General features: G+C 71.6%; 12 protein-coding genes. 7 read left to right on the top strand and 5 right to left on the bottom strand.

Annotation, left to right across the window (positions count from 1 at the left end; translation table 11 throughout):
• Positions 1-84: 84 nt before the first annotated feature.
• Positions 85-2,253 (bottom strand): VWA domain-containing protein, encoded by a 2,169-nt coding sequence (locus WMF17_RS45495; RefSeq protein WP_437647170.1) that lies wholly within the window; start codon positions 2,251-2,253, stop codon positions 85-87.
• Positions 2,254-2,490: 237 nt separating this feature from the next.
• Complete coding sequence (locus tag WMF17_RS45490; protein ID WP_437599796.1) at positions 2,491-2,685, bottom strand: DUF5522 domain-containing protein; 195 nt, start codon at positions 2,683-2,685, stop codon at positions 2,491-2,493.
• 140 nt (positions 2,686-2,825) lie between these two features.
• Between WMF17_RS45490 and WMF17_RS45485 the strand changes: the two genes are divergently transcribed.
• The gene (locus tag WMF17_RS45485; protein ID WP_437647168.1) at positions 2,826-4,793 is read left to right on the top strand and encodes a hypothetical protein; all 1,968 of its coding nucleotides are present in this window, start codon (positions 2,826-2,828) and stop codon (positions 4,791-4,793) included.
• Between the two features lie 35 nt (positions 4,794-4,828).
• Here the strand turns inward: WMF17_RS45485 and efp are convergent, their stop codons facing one another.
• On the bottom strand, positions 4,829-5,392 hold the full coding sequence (gene efp / locus WMF17_RS45480; RefSeq protein WP_437599793.1) for an elongation factor P: 564 nt from the start codon (positions 5,390-5,392) through the stop codon (positions 4,829-4,831).
• 184 nt (positions 5,393-5,576) lie between these two features.
• On the opposite strand from efp, the gene WMF17_RS45475 reads away from it, so the two are divergent.
• Positions 5,577-6,437 (top strand): tetratricopeptide repeat protein, encoded by an 861-nt coding sequence (locus tag WMF17_RS45475; protein WP_437599792.1) that lies wholly within the window; start codon positions 5,577-5,579, stop codon positions 6,435-6,437.
• Positions 6,438-6,493: 56 nt separating this feature from the next.
• Here WMF17_RS45475 and WMF17_RS45470 read toward each other — a convergent pair whose 3' ends face one another.
• Positions 6,494-7,516, bottom strand: coding sequence for a twin-arginine translocation signal domain-containing protein (locus tag WMF17_RS45470; protein ID WP_437647166.1), 1,023 nt, complete (start codon positions 7,514-7,516; stop codon positions 6,494-6,496).
• Positions 7,517-7,677: 161 nt separating this feature from the next.
• Complete coding sequence (gene htpG, locus WMF17_RS45465; protein WP_437599790.1) at positions 7,678-9,669, bottom strand: molecular chaperone HtpG; 1,992 nt, start codon at positions 9,667-9,669, stop codon at positions 7,678-7,680.
• 386 nt (positions 9,670-10,055) lie between these two features.
• Here htpG and WMF17_RS45460 point away from each other — a divergent pair, with 386 nt between their 5' ends.
• The 5 genes from WMF17_RS45460 to WMF17_RS45440 all read left to right on the top strand — a co-directional run bounded on the left by WMF17_RS45460 (position 10,056) and on the right by WMF17_RS45440 (position 17,679).
• Positions 10,056-11,183, top strand: coding sequence for a hypothetical protein (locus WMF17_RS45460; RefSeq protein WP_437599789.1), 1,128 nt, complete (start codon positions 10,056-10,058; stop codon positions 11,181-11,183).
• Positions 11,184-11,903: 720 nt separating this feature from the next.
• Positions 11,904-13,319, top strand: a complete 1,416-nt coding sequence (locus WMF17_RS45455; protein ID WP_437647164.1) for a hypothetical protein — start codon at positions 11,904-11,906, stop codon at positions 13,317-13,319.
• Complete coding sequence (locus WMF17_RS45450) at positions 13,316-15,523, top strand: hypothetical protein (protein ID WP_437647162.1); 2,208 nt, start codon at positions 13,316-13,318, stop codon at positions 15,521-15,523. The genes WMF17_RS45455 and WMF17_RS45450 overlap by 4 nt, the downstream gene beginning before the upstream one ends.
• Before the next feature lie 353 nt (positions 15,524-15,876).
• Positions 15,877-16,578 carry a hypothetical protein gene (locus tag WMF17_RS45445; RefSeq protein ID WP_437647161.1) on the top strand — a complete coding sequence of 234 codons (702 nt, stop codon included), beginning with the start codon at positions 15,877-15,879 and terminating at the stop codon, positions 16,576-16,578.
• A 30-nt stretch (positions 16,579-16,608) separates the two neighbouring features.
• On the top strand, positions 16,609-17,679 hold the full coding sequence (locus WMF17_RS45440) for a hypothetical protein (protein ID WP_437647159.1): 1,071 nt from the start codon (positions 16,609-16,611) through the stop codon (positions 17,677-17,679).
• The last annotated feature ends 100 nt before the right edge of the window (positions 17,680-17,779 follow it).

Genomic DNA, 17,779 nt, shown 5'->3' with positions numbered 1-17,779 from the left:
AGCGGGCCCCGAACGGCCTCGAGAGGGCCGCCAGGGCGACCCCTCGGCGGCTCCGGGCGCGTGCCGGCGAGCGCCGGCCGCTCGTCACTGGATGGGGGGCTCCGGGATCTCCGGCGGAACGAGGAAGAAGACCTTGCGGGTGCTCAGCGTGGTCACGCCGTCGCCGGTGACGACGATCTTCGCCGTGAACACCTGCGGCTCGGTCGTCGGGGGCACCGAGACGTTGATCTTCGGGATCACGTCGAAGCAGACCGTCGGCCCCGGGAAGACGTTGGCGTAGGTGTCCGCGACGCTGTCGCGGTTCCTGTCCACGACCCTGAGCCCGGAGGTGCAGGGCTCCGGAGCCATGTTGTTCGCGATGATCCTGTCGACGAACGCGCTCACGGCGTCGACCGTGTCGGTCTGGTCGTCCTCCGCCGCCGCCGAGATGTCGAGCGTGACGTAGGTCGTGAGCACCTTGATCGCCTGCACGACAGCCAGGTTCAGGCCGGCGCCGCTGCTGGCGACCTGGAACACGAGCGGGCACTTGCCGTTGGCGGCCGCCACGCCCTTCCCGTCCTCGCCGGTGCAGCACTGGTCGACCGCGCACCGCGGCGGGCGTATGCCCTCTGCCCCCCACACCGTCGGCGGGACCACCGAGCCCGTCGCCAGCGCGCCGGCCGTGAAGTCGGCCTTCGCCGCGCTCTCGTCGGAGGTCGTCACCATGCCGATGAAGCGGCCGCCCAGGCCGGTCAACTCGTTCAGCGCCTGCGTGTAGTCCGGCGACGAGTGCGTCGACGAGTAGCTGTACTCCGGCGTCCTCCCGTTGTGGCTCGGCGCGTCGGAGATCATCACCACGATGGGCAGCGACCCGGCGCGGAAGCCCACACCGCCGAGGACTCCGACCGACTCGCCCGCCGGGATCGCGCTCGGCGGCGCGGTCGCCGGATTGAACGCAGGCACGTTGGCGCCTCCCGCGTGCGTGCCCGCCCCGGTGGCGATCTGATAGAGAGCCTCCCAGCCGCTCTCCGGAATATCGGCGCCCCCCGCGGCCGAGAGGGAGTTCACCGCGTCCTGCACCGATTCCCGCCCTTCCGGCGTGATGACGCTCATCACCCGGTGCTGCAGATAGAACGGCCGATCGGTGGTGGCCCCGTACGGACTGGTCGGAAAGTCCCTGTAGTGAGTCACCCCGAAGCCGATGCTCGGGATCTCCCGGGTGAGCTGCGCGATGATCTCCTGGAGCCTCTCTTTCAACTTCGCGATCACACCGCCCATCGAGCTGGTGGTATCCATCGCGAACACCACGTCGGCCTGCGAGATGTTGGTCGAGAAGTCGAGCGTGTCCTGCGCCGGATCCGGATCGGCCCGATAGGGCACGACGAACACGAAGTCCCCGTTGGCCCGCGGGTTATCCATGTCGTCGTTCGGGTTCGTGCCGGCGGACTGCTCGATGAGGTCGCTCACGCCGTCCTCGTCCGTGTCCTCGCTCGCGACGCTGGACTCGCCCGGGTCGAGCACGCCGTCGCAGTCGACGTCCTCGAGCTGGTCGAGGAGGCCGTCGTTGTCGCTGTCCAGATCGACGAAATCGGCCCCGCCGTCGTTGTCGCTGTCGATGGGCGGATGCTCGCGCTCGCCCCCGCCCCGCTCGACCGAATCGGGCCGACAGTCATTGTCCGAGTCGAGATCTCGGAACGCCGGGATCCCGTCGCCATCGGCGTCGAGATCCCGCTCGAACCGATCCAGGATGCCGTCATTATCGGAGTCGGTGTCGCGGAAGTCAGGCCACCGGTCGTCGTCGGAGTTCACCGGGTCGAGCGGGTCCGCTCCCAGCTCGTCCTTGTCGAAGAGGCCGTCGCCGTCATCGTCGAGGTCCGCGTAATCGGCCCTGCCGTCGCCGTCGAGGTCGTCCTCGCCGTCCTCTCCGTCGGGACGACCGTTGTTGTCGGAGTCCTCGTCGCGAAAATCGGGCACGCCGTCGCTGTCGCTGTCAGGCCGCCCGGTTTGCCCTCGCGGGATGGCGCCCTCGACCGCATCGGACACGCCGTCGTCGTCGGAGTCGGTGTCCTCGAAATCCGGCACGCCGTCGTCGTCCGTGTCCACGGCCTCGTCGCGCCCCTCCTCCGCGTCGCTGATGCCATCCTCATCCGTGTCCTCGACCGTCGGCTCCGGGTCGACCGCCGGCGGCGGCGCGTTGTCGTCCGGCGCGGCGTTGCAACCGACGGGCGCCGAGAGCAAGAGGCAGTAGAGCAGAGGGCGAAGACTGCGACGCATAGGAACTCCTGCGCGAGTGTGGGACGCGAAAGGCTAGACGCTCCGCACAATCCGGATCAACCGGCATTCCATCGCGAGCGCGAGCCTCCAACGTCATCGACAGCGCGACGATGTGTGGCGCGGAGATCGCCGCGGACCGGCGGCACGTGCGAGCCGCGCAACAGAGACCGCCATGTCGCCTCATGCTGACGGCGGAACGCCGCGCTCCGCCGCGGGCGCCCGAGCGCTGCCCCTGCTTCAGAGAAGTTTCACGCGAGGTGCCATGACGGTTATCGATTCCGTCGGCGCGCTCTCACGGTAAGGGCAATGACGGCATTTCGAGTTACAGCAGTATCCCCGCTTCAGGTGATACGCCTCTGTGAACACCACCCGGCCTCCCTCGAGGTAATAGTCTTCGCCTTCGATGGCCCTGGGAGGTTTCGGCCCGCGCATCTGCCCTCGATCAAGCTACTCCGAAACGCGCGCCGGCGCCATCCGGCCCCGGGGCGCGCCGGCTCCACGCCGCCCGCGCGCCGCCCGTGCTACGCCTGCGCCGCCCGCCGCACGCCGCTGATCCGGCGGGTCCGCCCGCAATGCCCGATCGATCCTGCTCGAAGCTCCTCCGCGCCCTGCTCCCGCTCCTCGCCGCGACCGGCTGCGACGGCTGCCCGAGCTCCAAGCCTTACACGCCCTACACGCTCGGCTCGGCGGCGCCCTCCGGCGCCCCGCCCCCGCCGAGCGGCGTCGGCCCCGGCGCCCCGGACCCGGGCCCCGATGCCGACGCCGGCGCGCCCGACGCCGGCGCGCCCGACGCCGCCGCCCCGCCCCGGTTCGCGGCCGTGCCGAGCGTCCCGGCGCCCGAGGGCGGCAAGCGGTGGCCGCTCGACGGCGGCGCCGTGGTCGCCGCGCCGACCGGGCGCACCTTCGAGACCGGCCTCCTCCTCGACCTCGACGGGGACGGCGCGCGCGATCTCGTCGCCTGGACGCGGGCGCCCGACGGCCTGCGCGGCGAGCTCCTGTTCGCGCCCGCCGCGCGGCCCCAGGCGCTGCGCACGCTCACCGCGCTCCCCGGCGATCTCGCCGCGCAGGGGTGCACCCCGCGCGTCGGCCTCAGCCAGATCGGCCCCTCGACGCTCGCCCTCGATTTCGCGCCGCAGTGCGCCGATCCGCAGCGCGCCGCCGGCGCGGGCGCCGCGCGCTGGATCGCCGTGATCCGCCTCCCCGGGCCCGCCGCGGGCGCGGGCGCGCCGCCGGAGCTCGCCCTGGAGCTCCGCCTCCGCGCGCCGCCGCCGGCGGAAGCGCTCTCCGCCGCCCTCGAGGTCGCCGACCGCGACGCGGACGGCCGCGACGACCTCGTCGTCTCCGTCGGAATCGAAGGCGCGCTGCGCCCGTTCCCCGCCCCGGCGGGCGCCGCCTCCGAGCTGCGCGCCCCGCTCGTCTTCCTCGATCGCCCCGCCGGCCTGTCGCGCGACGCGGCGCAGCCCGGCGAGACGCTGCGCGCCCTCGCCGCCTCCCTGCTCCGCGACGCGCGCGGCAAGTCCACCGCGCCGGCCGTGGCCGCCTCCGCCCAGCGGCTGCGCCGGCTCCACGCGCTCCTCTGCGCGGACGCCGCGGGCGGCGGCGGCGCGATCGCCGGCCGCGACGCCGCGCGCGCCGGCGAGGCCCGCGTCTGGACGGGCGCCGGCCCGGTGCGCTGCGGCGAGCCGGGGCTCGCGGCGGCGATCGACCACGCCGAGGCGGTCGCGGCCTCGACGCGAGGCGCGCCGCTCGCGGCCGTCGCGGCGCTCGACCGCGGCGGCGCCGAGCCCCGCACCAAGGAGGAAGGCAAGCTCCTCGCGAAGCTCGCGCCGCCGGTGACCCCCAGCGCCGTGTACCGCACCGCCGCCGCCCCGCAGCCGACCCGGCCCGGCGCCTTCGGCCCGCTCGCGTTCGAGGCGAGCGGCGCCCTGCTCGTCCGGACCGCGCAGGGCGTCGTCCGCGTCGACCCCGCGGCGTCCACCGAGTCCGCGACGGACATCCCCCCCTGGCCCACCGCCGTCCGCGCCGGGCCCGCGGAGCTCGTCGCCGTCGAGCGGCGCTGCGACGCGCCCACGCTGCTCGCGCTCTTCCGCAGCTCGCCCGATGCCGTCGGCGAGATGGAGGTCCCCCTCCCGCTGCTCCGCGGCCAGGGGCCCCGCGCCCGGGCGGGCGCGGCCTCGCCCGAGCGCTGCGCCGGGACCGAGCGGCTGCCGTACTCCCCGCTCGCCGCGTCCGAGGGCGGCTTCGACATCGCCCTCGGCGCCGCGCTGGTCTCGATCGACCTGCGCGCGGCCGCGCCGGCCTCGTCCGCGCTCTCGTTCCCGCTCACCACGCCCGCCCCGCAGGGCGCGGCGCGGTCGCCGGACGGCACCACGCTCGCCGTCCCCGCCGCCGGCGGGTTCCTCGTGGCGACGGCCGGCGGCGCCGCGCGCCTCTGGTCGGGCGGCGACCTCGCGCAGGCGACCGCGTGCGCGCCGGCCAACGGAGGCGCCCGCGTCGCGTGCGTCGCCGGCGCGGCCGCGGTGATCTTCGAGGCGAAGTGACCCCCGCGGCCGTGGCCCCGGGGGTCAGCCGAGGGTCAGCCCTTGTTGACGCGCTCCAGGTACTTGCCGTCGGTCGTGTCGATCTTGATCCACTCGCCCTCCTTCACGAAGAGCGGGACGTTCACGGTCGCGCCGGTCGACACCGTGGCGGGCTTTGTGGCGCCGCTCGCCGTGTCGCCCTTCACGCCCGGCTCGCTGGTCACGATCTGGAGCACCACGTGCGGGGGCATGCTGACGCCGATCGGCTGCCCGTTGAACAGGGTCACATCGATTGACATCCCGTCGCTCAGCCACTGCGAATCCTCGCCGATCTTCTCGCCGGGGACCGTGAGCTGCTCGCCGGTCGCCGGGTCCATGAACACGAAGTCGGTGCCCTCGGGATAGATGTACTGGAGGCTGCGCTCCTCCACGTCCGCCGGCTCAAGCTTCTCGCCCGATTTGTACGTGCGCTCGAGCACCGCGCCCGTCGCCATGTTCCGGATCTTGACGCGGGTGAACGCCTGCCCCTTTCCCGGCTTGACGAACTGGAAGTCGATGACCGAGTAGGGCTGGCCGTCGACCATCATCTTGAGGCCTTTTCGGATGTCGCTTGTGTCCATGGGCAGAGCTTCCTGGTAGCGTAAGGGCGGCCTGTCGGCGAGGCCGGGGATCCGCGTCATCGGCCCCTGGCGCGGCCCGGGAGCCCGCGTCCGCGGCCTCCGGGGCGCGGCTGAGGGGTCCGCGTCGCGGCCCCCTTAGCACGAGCGTGGCCCCCTGCACAGCGCGCGGTTTCAGGACCTGAAAATGCACGACTTCGACGACGAGCTCCGGGAGATCAAGCGTGAGATCGTGGAGTCCCGTGGGCTCATCATCAAGACGAACAACCTCACGAACGCCCTCGCGGCGGACCTGAAGAGCATCTCCAAGCGCCAGATGGCGTACGAGCGGCGCGCCTTCTGGAACAGCGCGAGCGCGAACCTGCTCTTCGTGATCGTGGTGATCGGCGTGGTCAAGCTCGCCTGGGACGCGCGCGTCGACGCCGTCCAGGCCGAGACGAAGGGCGCCCGGGACCGCATCGCGAAGCACGAGGCGGATCTCAAGGAGATGCAGCAGCGGAACGACGCGCGCGCCAAGGCCGAGAGCGACGCCGCGGCCTTCTACGAGCTCATCCGCGCCGAGCGGCGGCAGGAGGTGCTCGAGGGGTTCGAGGCGCTGCGCAAGGCGCCGCTCACCCGGGCCGAGCTCGCCTTCTTCACGGACGCGGTCGACAAGGCGCGCTCGGAGCTCTCGATCAAATCGTACCAGACGGGCCTCGATCACATGCGGACGGGCCGCTGGCACGAGGCCGCGGTCGCCTTCGAGGACGCGATCCGCCAGAAGGAGACCGCGTCGCACACCCCGTCGGCCCGCCTCAACCTGGCGCGCGCCTACCGCAGGCTGAACCGGCAGCGCGACGCGATCCCGCTGCTCATGACGCTCTCCGAGGCGTCGCCCGACCGCGAGGTCATGGATGACGCGACCTTCCTCCTCGCCGAGTGCCTCCTCGACATCCAGGCCTGGAACGACGCGAAGACGACGCTGCGGTCGTTCATTCGCCGCTTCCCGGACAGCGCGTACATCAACGACGCGCGCCTCGCGCTGGCCGACGTCTCGCTCCGGCACTGACGCCCGCCGCCGCGCCCGGCGCTGACGCCCGCGCCGGCGCGGCGCGGCGGGTCGCCTCAGGACGGGGGGCGCACGTCGATCTGGCGCGGCTCGTTCTTCCTCTTGAACCAGCTGGATCGGAGCTGGCGGCGGAGGCCCGACGCGAACAGGCAATCGCGGAACGCGTTCTGCTGGAAGGTCACCGCGCTGTGCGCGAGCGCGGTCTCGATGAAGATGGCGCGGCCGTTCAGGAGCTGCTTGCGCGAGAGCTCGCCCGGGCGGCGCTCGTGCAGGCAGGCGACGCCCTTGGCCTCGAGCGCGCGCTCGAGCTCGAGGTTGAGCCGCCGCACGTCGCCCGCGACGAAGTGGCTGATGAGCTTGTGCCTGTCCCGCCCCGCCCTGTCCTTCCGGGCGAGCACCCAGTCGCGGAACGCGTCGACCTCCCCGTACAGCGCGTCGAACAGGTACACCTCGTTCACCTCGCAGCCGCCGTGGCGGAGGCACGCGGCCGCGACGCGGTACCCGCCCGAGTGCGCCGACAGGCAGAGCATCCCGAGCTTCGCCTGCCTCGGGACGGCGCAGTCGCCGAGCGCCCGCCGCGCCGCCGGGCTCGCGAGCACCGCCGCGAGCTCTCCGCACAGCCGCCGGAGGCCGCCCGGCTGCCCCAGCTGGCCCGGGGGCGACTCGGCGGCGTTCACCGCGCCCTGCGGCACGACGAGCACCGCGTTCTGCTTGCTCTCGTGGAGCTGCTCGCGGAGTTTGTGCGCCGCGATGGCCCGCTCCGCGGTCGTGACGTGACCGTGGAAGTGCATCACGAGGTCGAGCTCACCGCTCTCCGGCGCGCGGTAGTGGGCCGGCACGAAGACCAGCACCGTCGCGTCCCTGTACGGGGCCCCGTCGCAGGGGAACGGCGCGTGCGACAGCTCGAGCTTCAGCGTCACGCCGATGTCCGAGGCCTCGACGCGCTTCACCTTCGAGGCCCCCCTGGCGAGCGCCGGCGCCGGCCCGAGGAGCGCGGACGCGGCCACCGCGCCCCCCGCCGCGCCGAGCGCATGGAGGAAGGTCCGACGGCTGAGCGCGGGAGTTGCGAAGCGGGACATCGTGGCGACCTCGTCCGATGCCACCCGCGCGTACCCCGGGCGCCCGATCCGGGCCAAGAAACCGAGAGGGCGCCGGAGCCCGGAAGCAAGAACGCCAAGAGAATTGCTCCCCTTGGCGTTCGTGGCGTCCTGGCGGCTTTCGCTTCAGCCCGCTCGCCGATTCAGGAGTTGCTGCTGACCGCCGCCGTGCTCACCTGCGCGAGGAGGTCCTGGATGCGCCGGACGAGCTTCGCCGGCTCCTGCACCACGCCCTCGACGAGGAGGGCCTGGTCGAGGAGGAGCTCGGACCACTGCTGCACCCGCTCCGAGCCGGGCTCGCGCCCTGCCAGGATGTTGAGGTTCTTCACGACCGGGTGGCCCGGGTTGAGCTCCAGGATCCGCTTGGATTCCTCGGTGTTCTGGTCGATGAGCTTCATGATCCGCTCGAGGTTCGCCCCTGGGTCGCCCTCGGCGGCGACGAGGCAGCTCGCGCTGTCGGTCAGGCGCCGCGAGACGCGCACGTCCTTCACGCGGTCGCCCAGCGCCGCCTTGACCGCCGCCACGGCCGCGTCGACGGACTCCTCCGGCTGGTCCTTCTTCTCCGGCTCGCCGCCGAGGTCGACGTCGCCGTGCGTCACGCTCTTGAGGCGGCGCTTGTCGAACTCGTTCAGCGCCTTCACCAGCCACTCGTCGACCGGATCCACGAGGAAGAGCACGTCGTAGCCGCGCTTCCGGAACGCCTCGAGGTGCGGGCTCTGCTCCACCGCGCGGCGGCCGAGCCCCGTCACGTAGTAGATCTCCTTCTGCCCCTCCGGCATCTTCTCCACGTAGTCGCGGAGCGAGATGAACTTGCCGTCCTCCGTGTTCATCGACTCGAACCGGCAGAGCTCGGCGATCGCGTCCTTGTTCTTCCAGTCGCTGGTGGCCCCTTCCTTGATGACCCGGCCGAACTCCTTCCAGAAGGTCGTGTAGCGCTCGGGATCCGACTCGGAGAGGTCCTTCAGCGACTTGAGCACCTGCTTGACGATCTGCTGCTCGATCTGGGAGAGCGTGCGGTTCTCCTGGAGCATCTCGCGCGAGACGTTCAGCGAGAGGTCCTCGGAGTCGACGACGCCGCGCAGGAAGCGCAGGTACATCGGCGTGAGCTTGTCGCACTCCTCGACGATGAGGACCCGCTTCGCGTAGAGGCGCATCGCCCTGCGGTCCTTGTGGAACATGTCCGCCGGCGCCTTCTCGGGCACGTAGAGCAGGGCGTGGAACTGCACGGGCGCGTCGATCGACAGGTGCACCGTGAGCAGCGGCTTGTCGCCCTCGTAGCCGCCGGTCACGTGCCGGAAGAACTCCGCGTGCTGCTCCTCGGTGATCTGCGACTTGGGCAGCGTCCAGAGGGCGGCCGAGCGGTTCGCGACCTCGTCGTTCACCTTGATGGGGAAATGAACGAAGTCGGAGTACTTGCGGATGATCTCCTTGACCCGCCAGGCCTTCGCGTACTCGCGCGCGTCCTCCTTGAGGTGGAGGACGATCTTCGTGCCGGGGTGCTCGCGGTCGCCGGGGGCCACGGTGAAGGAGCCCGCGCCGGACGAGCGCCACAGCACGGGCTCGGCGCCCGGCAGCATCGAGCGGGTCTGCACGTCGACGCGCGAGGCGACCATGAACGCGGCGTAGAAGCCGACGCCGAACTGGCCGATGAGCTGGAGCTTGCCGCCGTCCTTCTTCTGCTTCGCGGCCTCGGCGTTGGCCTTCAGGAACTCCAGGGACCCCGAGCGGGCGATGGTGCCGAGGTTCTCCACCACCTCGTCGCGGGTCATCCCGATGCCGTTGTCCTCGATGGTGAGGGTCCGGGCGTCGTCGTCGAGCGTGATGAGGATCGCGGGCTCGCCGGCCTGCTCGGCGACGCCTTCGCGCGTGAGGGCCAGGAAGCGGCCCTTGTCGAGGGCGTCCGACGCGTTCGAGATGAGCTCGCGCAGGAAGACCTCCTGGTTCGCGTAGAGCGAGTTGATGACCAGCGCGAGGACCTGCTGCACCTCGGCCTGGAAGGGGAGCTCGACCGCGCCGGCCGCCGTGGCCTCCTCGGACGCGGTCGACGCGGGCGGCTGGGGGCCCGGAGCCGCGCCCGTGGGCTCGGCAGAGGGCGTGGCACCGCTGGTTTCGGGGTTCTGGCTTTCCGTGTTCATCTCGGCGACCAAATGGATCCGATTTTCGAAAGGGCAATCCCCTGGCGCGCTGCGGAGCGACATGCGGACCACGCCGCGGGGCGTCGCGTTGCTCGGCGCTCCCCCCTCCACGGCGCGCGCTCGCGAGGCGGCTCACGCAGCGGGGCTCACCGGCGATGGCGCTCGCTGCCGAGGTGGGGGCTCACGGGGTCACAGGTCGAGACCTGACCCGAGGTCGGGAGCTGCGCGCCGGGTCCTGACGTTCAGGTCGCGGCACCGCGATCCCCGCATCCTCGCTCGGCTTTTCCGGAGGGTAAGGGTTTCTTCAGAAGGGCGGCAGCGCTAGATTCACCGAGATTGCACCCTCGCCGTCGGGGAGATCCGTTGTGGTAGTACTTCTCCGTGCAGTGTTCCGCGTTATCCCGTTCGTCGGGGTAGTGGCGCTCGCGGGGTGTGGCGATCGGGGCAAGACGGCGGGCAACGAGAACGTGAAGCGTCCGCCCGCCCGGATGGAGTTCGACGGCTACATCTACGTCCCGGCCGAGACGAGCGATTTCAAGATCCTCGAGCGCGTGCGGGCGCAGACGCGCTCGGTGTTCACGGGGCTGCGGCGGTCCCGGGTGATGGTGAGCCGGCGCGAGGTCCAGGGCGCGACCATGGACAACCTCGTCAAGGAGGCCGTGACCGTCGTCGATACGGCGTCGGGGCGGCGCAACGTCGCGCTCCGCGTGCGCTACCGCTTCGTCGCCCGGCCGGAGGTCGCGAACACCATCGACGATCGCAAGGAGATCGCGCTCGGGCTCCTGCACCGGGAGGACGACGCCGTCGCGGAGCGCGTGCTCCAGGAGTGCACGGCGAGCCCCGAGCAGAGAAGGGGGGACAGCAGCGCCGTCGGCCTCGACTTCGACCCGTCCCTCCCGAGCTGCAGGGCCGCGATGGACGCGGAGCAGGCGGAGATCGACGCCGCGCGCGCGAAGGTGCCCGAGCTCGCCGGGGGGTCGGCCGAGGCCACCGTGGTCACGGTCGAGGAGGTGCGGCGCCTGTACATCCCGACCCGCGTGACGGTCGAGCTCCGCGACCGGAAGCGGGGCGAGATCGCACCGCGCTACGCCCCGCTGGACCGCCCGGAGGAGCCGGAGGGGGACGGGCGGATCGCGACCGGGGAGCGTTCCGACGCCGAGCGTCGCGACGAGCCCGGCGCCGAGCGTCCCGAGGAGATCGCGCCGGCGGCGGTGATCATCGATCCGGATCTCGTGACGCGGCGGACGCCCGAGGAGCAGGCGCTGGCGGCCGAGGGCGCCCTGCTGCCGAATCTGCCCGCGGCCGGCGGCGCGAGCATCGAGGGCGGCAGGAGGCGGTTGCCCGCGGTCGTGGGCCCCGCGGCGGCGCAGGCGCAGCAGCGCAAGGTGGAGTCCACGAGCGAGCGCTTCGAGATCCCGTTCGAGACGCTGGCCGATCCGAAGTTCATTGTGGTGTGGCTGAGCCTCCTGATGGCGTACCCCATCCTCCGGGGCGATCCGCGGAAGCGGCGCTGACGCGGGGCCAACGCGTACGCGCGGCCGGTCCTGGCCGACTACCCCCCGGAGGGGGTGCGGGGCACAGGCCCCCTGGGATCGTATCTCCGAGCGAGCCTGTCGTCGGGCGCCCGCTCGGGCGACGCGCCGGGGTGAGGAGCTCGCGCCGGGGCACTGCGAGGCGGCAAGCTGCGGCTGGACGGGGCCGTGCCCGAGGACCCCTCCGTGCTCGTGACGAGCGGCGAGCGGGTCGCGAGCGCCCTGCGGGACGCGGAGATCAAGCCGAAGGCGGCTGACCGCCGGCCGAACCTGAAAGAGGCCCCCGCGCTCCCCCAAATCGCGCTGCCACGGCGGGGAAACGCGATGTTCCCGCGGCGAGCCGCGTTCCGAGCCGTTCCCCTCGGCCGTCGCCGCGGGCGCAGCCCTTCCGAGGCGGTCGGCAGCTCCTGCGCCGCCGGACCTCGCCTTATCCGACGGCTCCGCCGTCGTCTCGCCCTGGGCTCGTCGCCTGCGGAGCGGCTCCAGCGTCGTCTCGCCATGGGCTCGTCGCCCGCGGAGCGGCTCCAGCGTCGTCTCGCCATGGGCTCGCGCCTCGGCTGAGCAATGTCCTACCGCTCTCGTGGGAATGCTTGCCTCGGGGGGTGGTGCGGACGAGCGTGCGCGGGCGAGAAAAATCGCGGGGTGGAGGGAATGAGCATGAGCGAGAGATCGAGACCGTGGCGACGGAGGACGATCCTTGCGGTGGCTGTCGGCGTCCTGGCGCTTGGCGCGGCGGGGGCCGGGTGTTTGTGGGAGCGGGAGGACCGCACGTTCGGGAGCTTCTGCGCGGCCTCGGTGGGTGGCGAGGAGCATTGCGTGGGTGAGAACCTGGGCCCTGGCGCCGCGTGGACCCAGGCCGAGAAGGATGGCGCGCTGCCCATCGAGATGTGGGCCACGTGGCCGACCAACAGGACGCTGGAGGAGATCGTCGCGAGCGGCACCTCGCTCGACGTCTGGTTCCGCCATGTGGACGAGGCGATCGACTACGTGCGGGACGACGCGAGGAACGCCGAGTCGCTGCGGGCGACGCTCTCGGGCAAGCTCGAGTCGCTGCTCGACGAGGCGGGGGACCGCCAGAGGGCGCTGCTCGCGCGGGCGCCGGTCGACGCGACAGGCAGCTTCAAGGCGGCGATGATCGAGAAGGCGAGCGCCGAGACGGAGCCGCTCGCCGCCGCGCTCGCGGCCGACAAGCAGGCCATGGCGGTCGTGCAGGCGATCTTCGACCAGGCCAGGGACGAGGCCGCGCCGCTGCGATCGAGGTACGCGGGCGCTGCAACGCGGTTCGCCGCGTACCGCGCGACCGAAGCGGCCGAGACGGCGGCGTATGCGGCGCTCTCGGAGCAGGCGTCGCGGTCGGACATCGACGGCCTCGACGGCGTGGAGCAGGCGGTGCTCGCGGCGGCGCGCGAGGCGAGCCGGGCGCCCGGCGAGCTCGCCGCGGAGATCCTGAGGTCGTCGGCGGCGCTCCAAGTCTTCGCGGCCTCCTTCGACGAGGCGATGGCGCCGCACAGGGAGTTCCTCGCGACGCACGGCGCGGTCCTGCCGGACATGACCTCGGGGGCGCTGCGCTCGCTGAGCGCGATGCTGGGTTACGTGCAGCGGCGGGTCGGCCGGAGCGACGCGACCGCGGCGGCGCTGCTCGGCGGGATCGCGCTGCGCCGGCAGGCGCTCCGCGTGTTGCGGATGGACGAGGGGGCGCGTGAGGCGATCGCAAGGGCGCGGACCCGGAGGGCGTCGGAGACCTTCGGGGAGCGTGCGCGCGCGCAGGTCGCGGCGCTGTCGGCGGCGCCGCCGGTGAGTGAGAAGCTCGGGCTGCCGTTGCTGGCCGAGCGGTGCGGGGAGCTGGCGGGGCTCGTGCAGATGCGGCCGCTCTGCGAGGCGGCGGGGTCGTCGTGGCGCGAGGCCGGGTGCGCGGCGCTTCGGGAGCGGTTCGACGCCGCAGAGGCCGAGCTCAGGACGGGATTGCCGCGGAAGATCGCGGAGGGCCTGGCGGCGCTGCGGGAGAAGGGGATGGCGGTGGCGGCGCTCGACGCGGCGCAGGCGAGGCTCGACGCGGGCGACGTGAAGGGCGCCGCGGTCGCGTATGACGCCGCCGTGCGCGGCGCGGAGGGGACATGAGAGGCTCGAAGGATGTGGCGCGGCCTGGCTTTCGCGCCGCGGCGCTGCAGAAGCTCGTCGCGCTGATCACTGCGGTGGTGTTGGTGGCGCCCTCGTTCGCGTGGGCTGGCACGCCGTACACCCTCGACTGGGTCTCCACCCAGTTCAACCCGGGGTGTCTCACCCCCGAGCTCGCCAACCCTGGAGCGCCGTACTTTCGCGTGAACGATACGCCGCTTCCCACCTACGAGGTCCCGGGCGAGTTCGCGTTCCATGACGATGGCTCGGAGAGCAATCGGATGGAGGCGGCGTTCGATTCGGTGTTGCTCGGGATGGGCATGAACGACTTCCACTTCCGCGCCAGCAGGGAGGGGGGCGACAACACCTGCGTCAATGCGCGCGAGGTGGTGAACCTCGTGTCGGTGCCGCTCGGGCTGAACAAGCCGCTCTTCGACGTCCGGCGGCGCGGGGTGGCGTTCTCCGGCGACACGACCCTCGACCTGAGCCTCGCGGAGATCAACCCGGCGCTCGCGCGCGACATCGAGATCCTGCTGGCCGAGATCGCCAAGGAGCGCAGGGATCTCGTGGCGAACGCCCCGCGGGTGGCGCGCCTGGCGGAGAAGATGGACCTGCTCCAGCAGCTCGACACCGAGCTGAAGGACCTGGTCAGCCGGCCGCTCGACGAGATCTCGCGGACCGATCTCGACGCGATCCTCGACCGGTACAAGGACGCGGTCGGCGCGGAGACGCGGGCGGCGATGGAGCAGCTCGTCGACGATCTGAAGAAGAGCGTCAGCGATCTCGCGGACGAGCTCGCGCGGCTGATGGACGAGTTCGGCGCGCAGGCGGACGAGGTGGCGGACCTCGCGACGCAGGACGCGCGCGCCGAGGGATGGGACCCGGACGACCCGGGCGCGTATGCGCTCGGGGAGAGCGAGGTGCCGTGGGTCGAGGTGCCGGACATCGCGGAGGTGGACGGGGCGTTCGACGAGGGGAGGGACCCGTACGCGGCGTACGCGGATGCGGTGCTCGCGGCGCTTTCGGCGGACGTGAGCGGCCGGGTGGTGGTCCTTCGGGCGGACTTCGTGGCGAACGTGCGGGCGTGGCGGGCGAACAGCGCGGCGCTGGAGATCGCGCTGCGCGACCGGATGGGGGTGTCGCTCGCGGAGACGAACGCGTTCCTGAAGGCGCAGAACCGGATCACCGGGTTCGTGCGGCAGTTCATGGATGCGTCGGACTGGTTCGAGGACTCGCCGGTGCCGGCGGACCTGCGGGCGCAGGTGGACAGGGTGCTGAAGCCGCGGTTCGACGCGCTGGCCGACCAGATGAAGGACAGCCTGAACCAGTGGACGGGGGACGGGCTCGACCTGGAACAGACGCAGCTCTACCAGACGATCAGCGCGTTCGCGGGGGCGATGTCGACGGTCGGCGAGGGCTTCGAGGCGTACGCGGGGGTGATGCAGACGCTGGTGCACGCGACGACGCGCATCGGAGTCGGCTTCGTGCCGGTGGTGGGGCCGGCGCTCGACCTGTGCGAGGCGGTCACCGGGAAGGCGTGGTGCCTGCCGTCGGGGCAGGAGCTGAGCGACGAGGAGCGGATCTTCTCGGGGCTGGGCTTCGGGCTCGGGGCGGTCGGGCCGATGTGGCGGGTGATCAAGACCAGCGGGGGGCTCAGGCCGTCGGCGATCCGGGTGGCCGGGGAGATCGCCGAGATCGAGGAGGCGTTCGCCAAGATCGTGAAAACGAACCGCGTCAGGGGGTACAAGGGGCTCACCGGGGCGATCACCAAGTTCGATGTGGACATCTTCGAGAAGAAGGCGGCCAAGTTCCTGGTGGACGACGGCCGATCGCTCATCGGGGTCGGCGACGACGGCGTGCGCGACGTGCTCAAGATTCCGAGGGAATCGAGCGCTGGGGGTAGCGAGGGGGCAGCGCCCGACTTCTTGTCGATATCCAGCGGGCACAAGCTGATCGTGAGTGAGGCCAAGGGCGGCGGAACGATCCCCTTCTTCAAGGTGCGCGATCAGCTTTTGAACGCGATGGAGGCGTTGAAGAAGAGGAGGCTCGATGGAGACGTGGCGCGGGTCGAGATCATCATCGAGCAGGGGGCGAAGTTCGATCCGAACAAGTTTACCGTGAAGGACGGCTACCTGTTCGATTGGGATGCTGGCGAGACCGTTACCCTCGAGGGTTTCAACAAACCCATCATGGTGATCCGGCTATGAGCTATTCAGGACCTCAATTCGTCGCCTGGTGCGACGAGCCAGAACGGATCGATGCGTTCGCGGCGGCGCTGTCCGCGCTGGTCATCCCAGGGTATATGATCAGCTTGGGGATGAGTGCGAGCCTAACGTGCAAGACGTGCTCCATCGACGAGGTGCTCGCCATGGTACGCGCCCACTTCGGAGGTTTGAAGAGCGCTCACGTGGGCTCAAGCGTGAGGCCGAACGATTCCAAGCGCGTCATGAGGTTCGACCTCGCGTGCTACCCCGAAGAAAGCGAACGTCGCCATCCTTACGGCCCCCTCAGGGTGGATGCGGGCGAACGCAAGCGGGACTTTTACCCCTACGAGATTCCCGTGGGCAAGGGCCCCCGCTCCGTGGAGGCCGAGGCCGCGGTCGCCTACCATCTGGTTCAGGGCGACATTGAGGACCTCCTGCTCCGCCTCTGCGCGCCGGACGCGAGCGGGCGCGTCCCGACCGGCGCCTGCACGGGCGAGGAGGACTGGATCGCCCCGGTCGAGATGTGCGCGACCTGCAACGCGAACGCCGCAGAGCTCGCGCGCGACCTCGCCCTCTCGTGGGTGAGCCTCCACGACAAGGAGAGCGTCTCGCGCATCGCGGGCACGCCGCTGGAGGCGCTCCGCGCGCGGGTGGAAGCCGCGCCGCGCGGCGCGCGCGTGCCCATGAAAAGCACGAGCGAGCTCACGGGCTCGCTCTCGCGCGAGACCGTGCTCAAGGCGCTCGCGACGCCGCCGGCCACGCTGCTCGAAGCGCTCGAGGCCGCGGCGGTGCCCGACGAGGCGTGGCGCGCGGCCGAGCCAAAAGCGCGCGAGCTCCTGGAGCTACGCCGCCAGCTTGACGACGAAGCCGCGGGGGAGGTCCCACCCGCCTTCTGGGTAGACGTCACGACGCGCGGGCACACGCGCTTCCTGGAAGAGCACGCCCCCTTCCACGTCCGCCGCCTGCCGAGCGGCGGCGTGCTGCTGGCCACGCACCCGTACCGCACGCTCTGGCCGCTCTGGGCCGACGCGCTCTTCGTGCTCGGCCTCCTGTCCTGACGCAGGCTACCTCATGAGGATGATCAAGCGATGAGAGAAGGGCCGTTTTTCTTCGCCTGGTGTGACGAGGCACAGAGGGTCGATGCGTTCGGCGCGGCGCTGTCGGCCCTCATCAAGGAGCCACAGTACAGTATGCGCGCGATCATGGACCGCGACACGGAATGCAACACGACCTCCGTGGACGAGGTGGTCGCGATGCTCCGCGCCCACTTCGGGCGCACCGACGCGGAAACCTATTTCGTCGCATCGTTGAGTCACGAACACTTCGTCCATTGCATCCTTCGCTGCTTCACCGACAGGAGCGAGCGTCTCAAGCCGATGGGCCCCATCCACATGCACGGCCGCCGGATCGAGGCCTTTGCCCCCATGCACATGGACCTCGCCCTGGGGAGGGGCCCGCGCTCCGTGCAGGCCGAGGCCGTGCTCGCGTGGCACATGGCGCTGGAAGACATCGACGACGTCCTGCTCCGCCTCTGCGCGCCGGACGCGAGCGGGCGCGTCCCGACCGGCGGCTGCACGACGGCGCGGACCTGGCTCGCGCCGGTCGCCCTGTGCGCGACGTACAACGCGGACGCCCGCGACATCGCGCGCGATCTCGCCCTCTCGTGGCTCTGCCTCCACGACAAGGACAGGGTGTCGCGCATCGCGGGCCTGCCGCTGGAAGCGCTCCGCGCGCGGGTGGAAGCCGCGCCGCCTGGGGCGTGCGTCGCGCTGAGACATAGCAGCGGGCACTCGAGCTCGCTCTCCCGTGAAACCGTTCTCAAGGCGCTGGCGACGCCGCCCTCCGCCCTGCTCGAGGCGCTCGAAGCAGCGGCGGAGAAGCCCGATGGCGCGTGGCGCGCCGCAGAGCCGCGCGCGCGCGAGATCTACGAGCGGACGCTCCCATTCAGGGGGCGCGACGAGCAGGGCACGGAGACGGGCAACGGCTCGCCCCTCTCGCAGGTCGAGATCACCCTCGACCACTTCGAGTTCCTGGTCCACCACGCCCGGTTCCACGTCCGGCGCCTCCCGAGTGGCGGCGTGGTGCTAGCGACCCACCCGTACCGCACGCTCTGGCCGCTCTGGTCGGATGCGCTCTTCGCGCTCGGCCTGATGCCATGACGCAGGGCGAGCAGGCCACCGATGTCGCGCACCAGCTTCCGTGCCTCGGCGCGCGTTCCGAGCGTCGCCACCGCTGCACGCTCGGGCGTCGCTCCTGCTC

It is taken from the genome of Sorangium sp. So ce362 (assembly GCF_051519845.1).
GTDB lineage: Bacteria > Myxococcota_A > Polyangia > Polyangiales > Polyangiaceae > Sorangium.
Note: the sequence above shows the minus strand (reverse complement) of the source record. Positions and strands in the feature narration are given on the sequence as shown.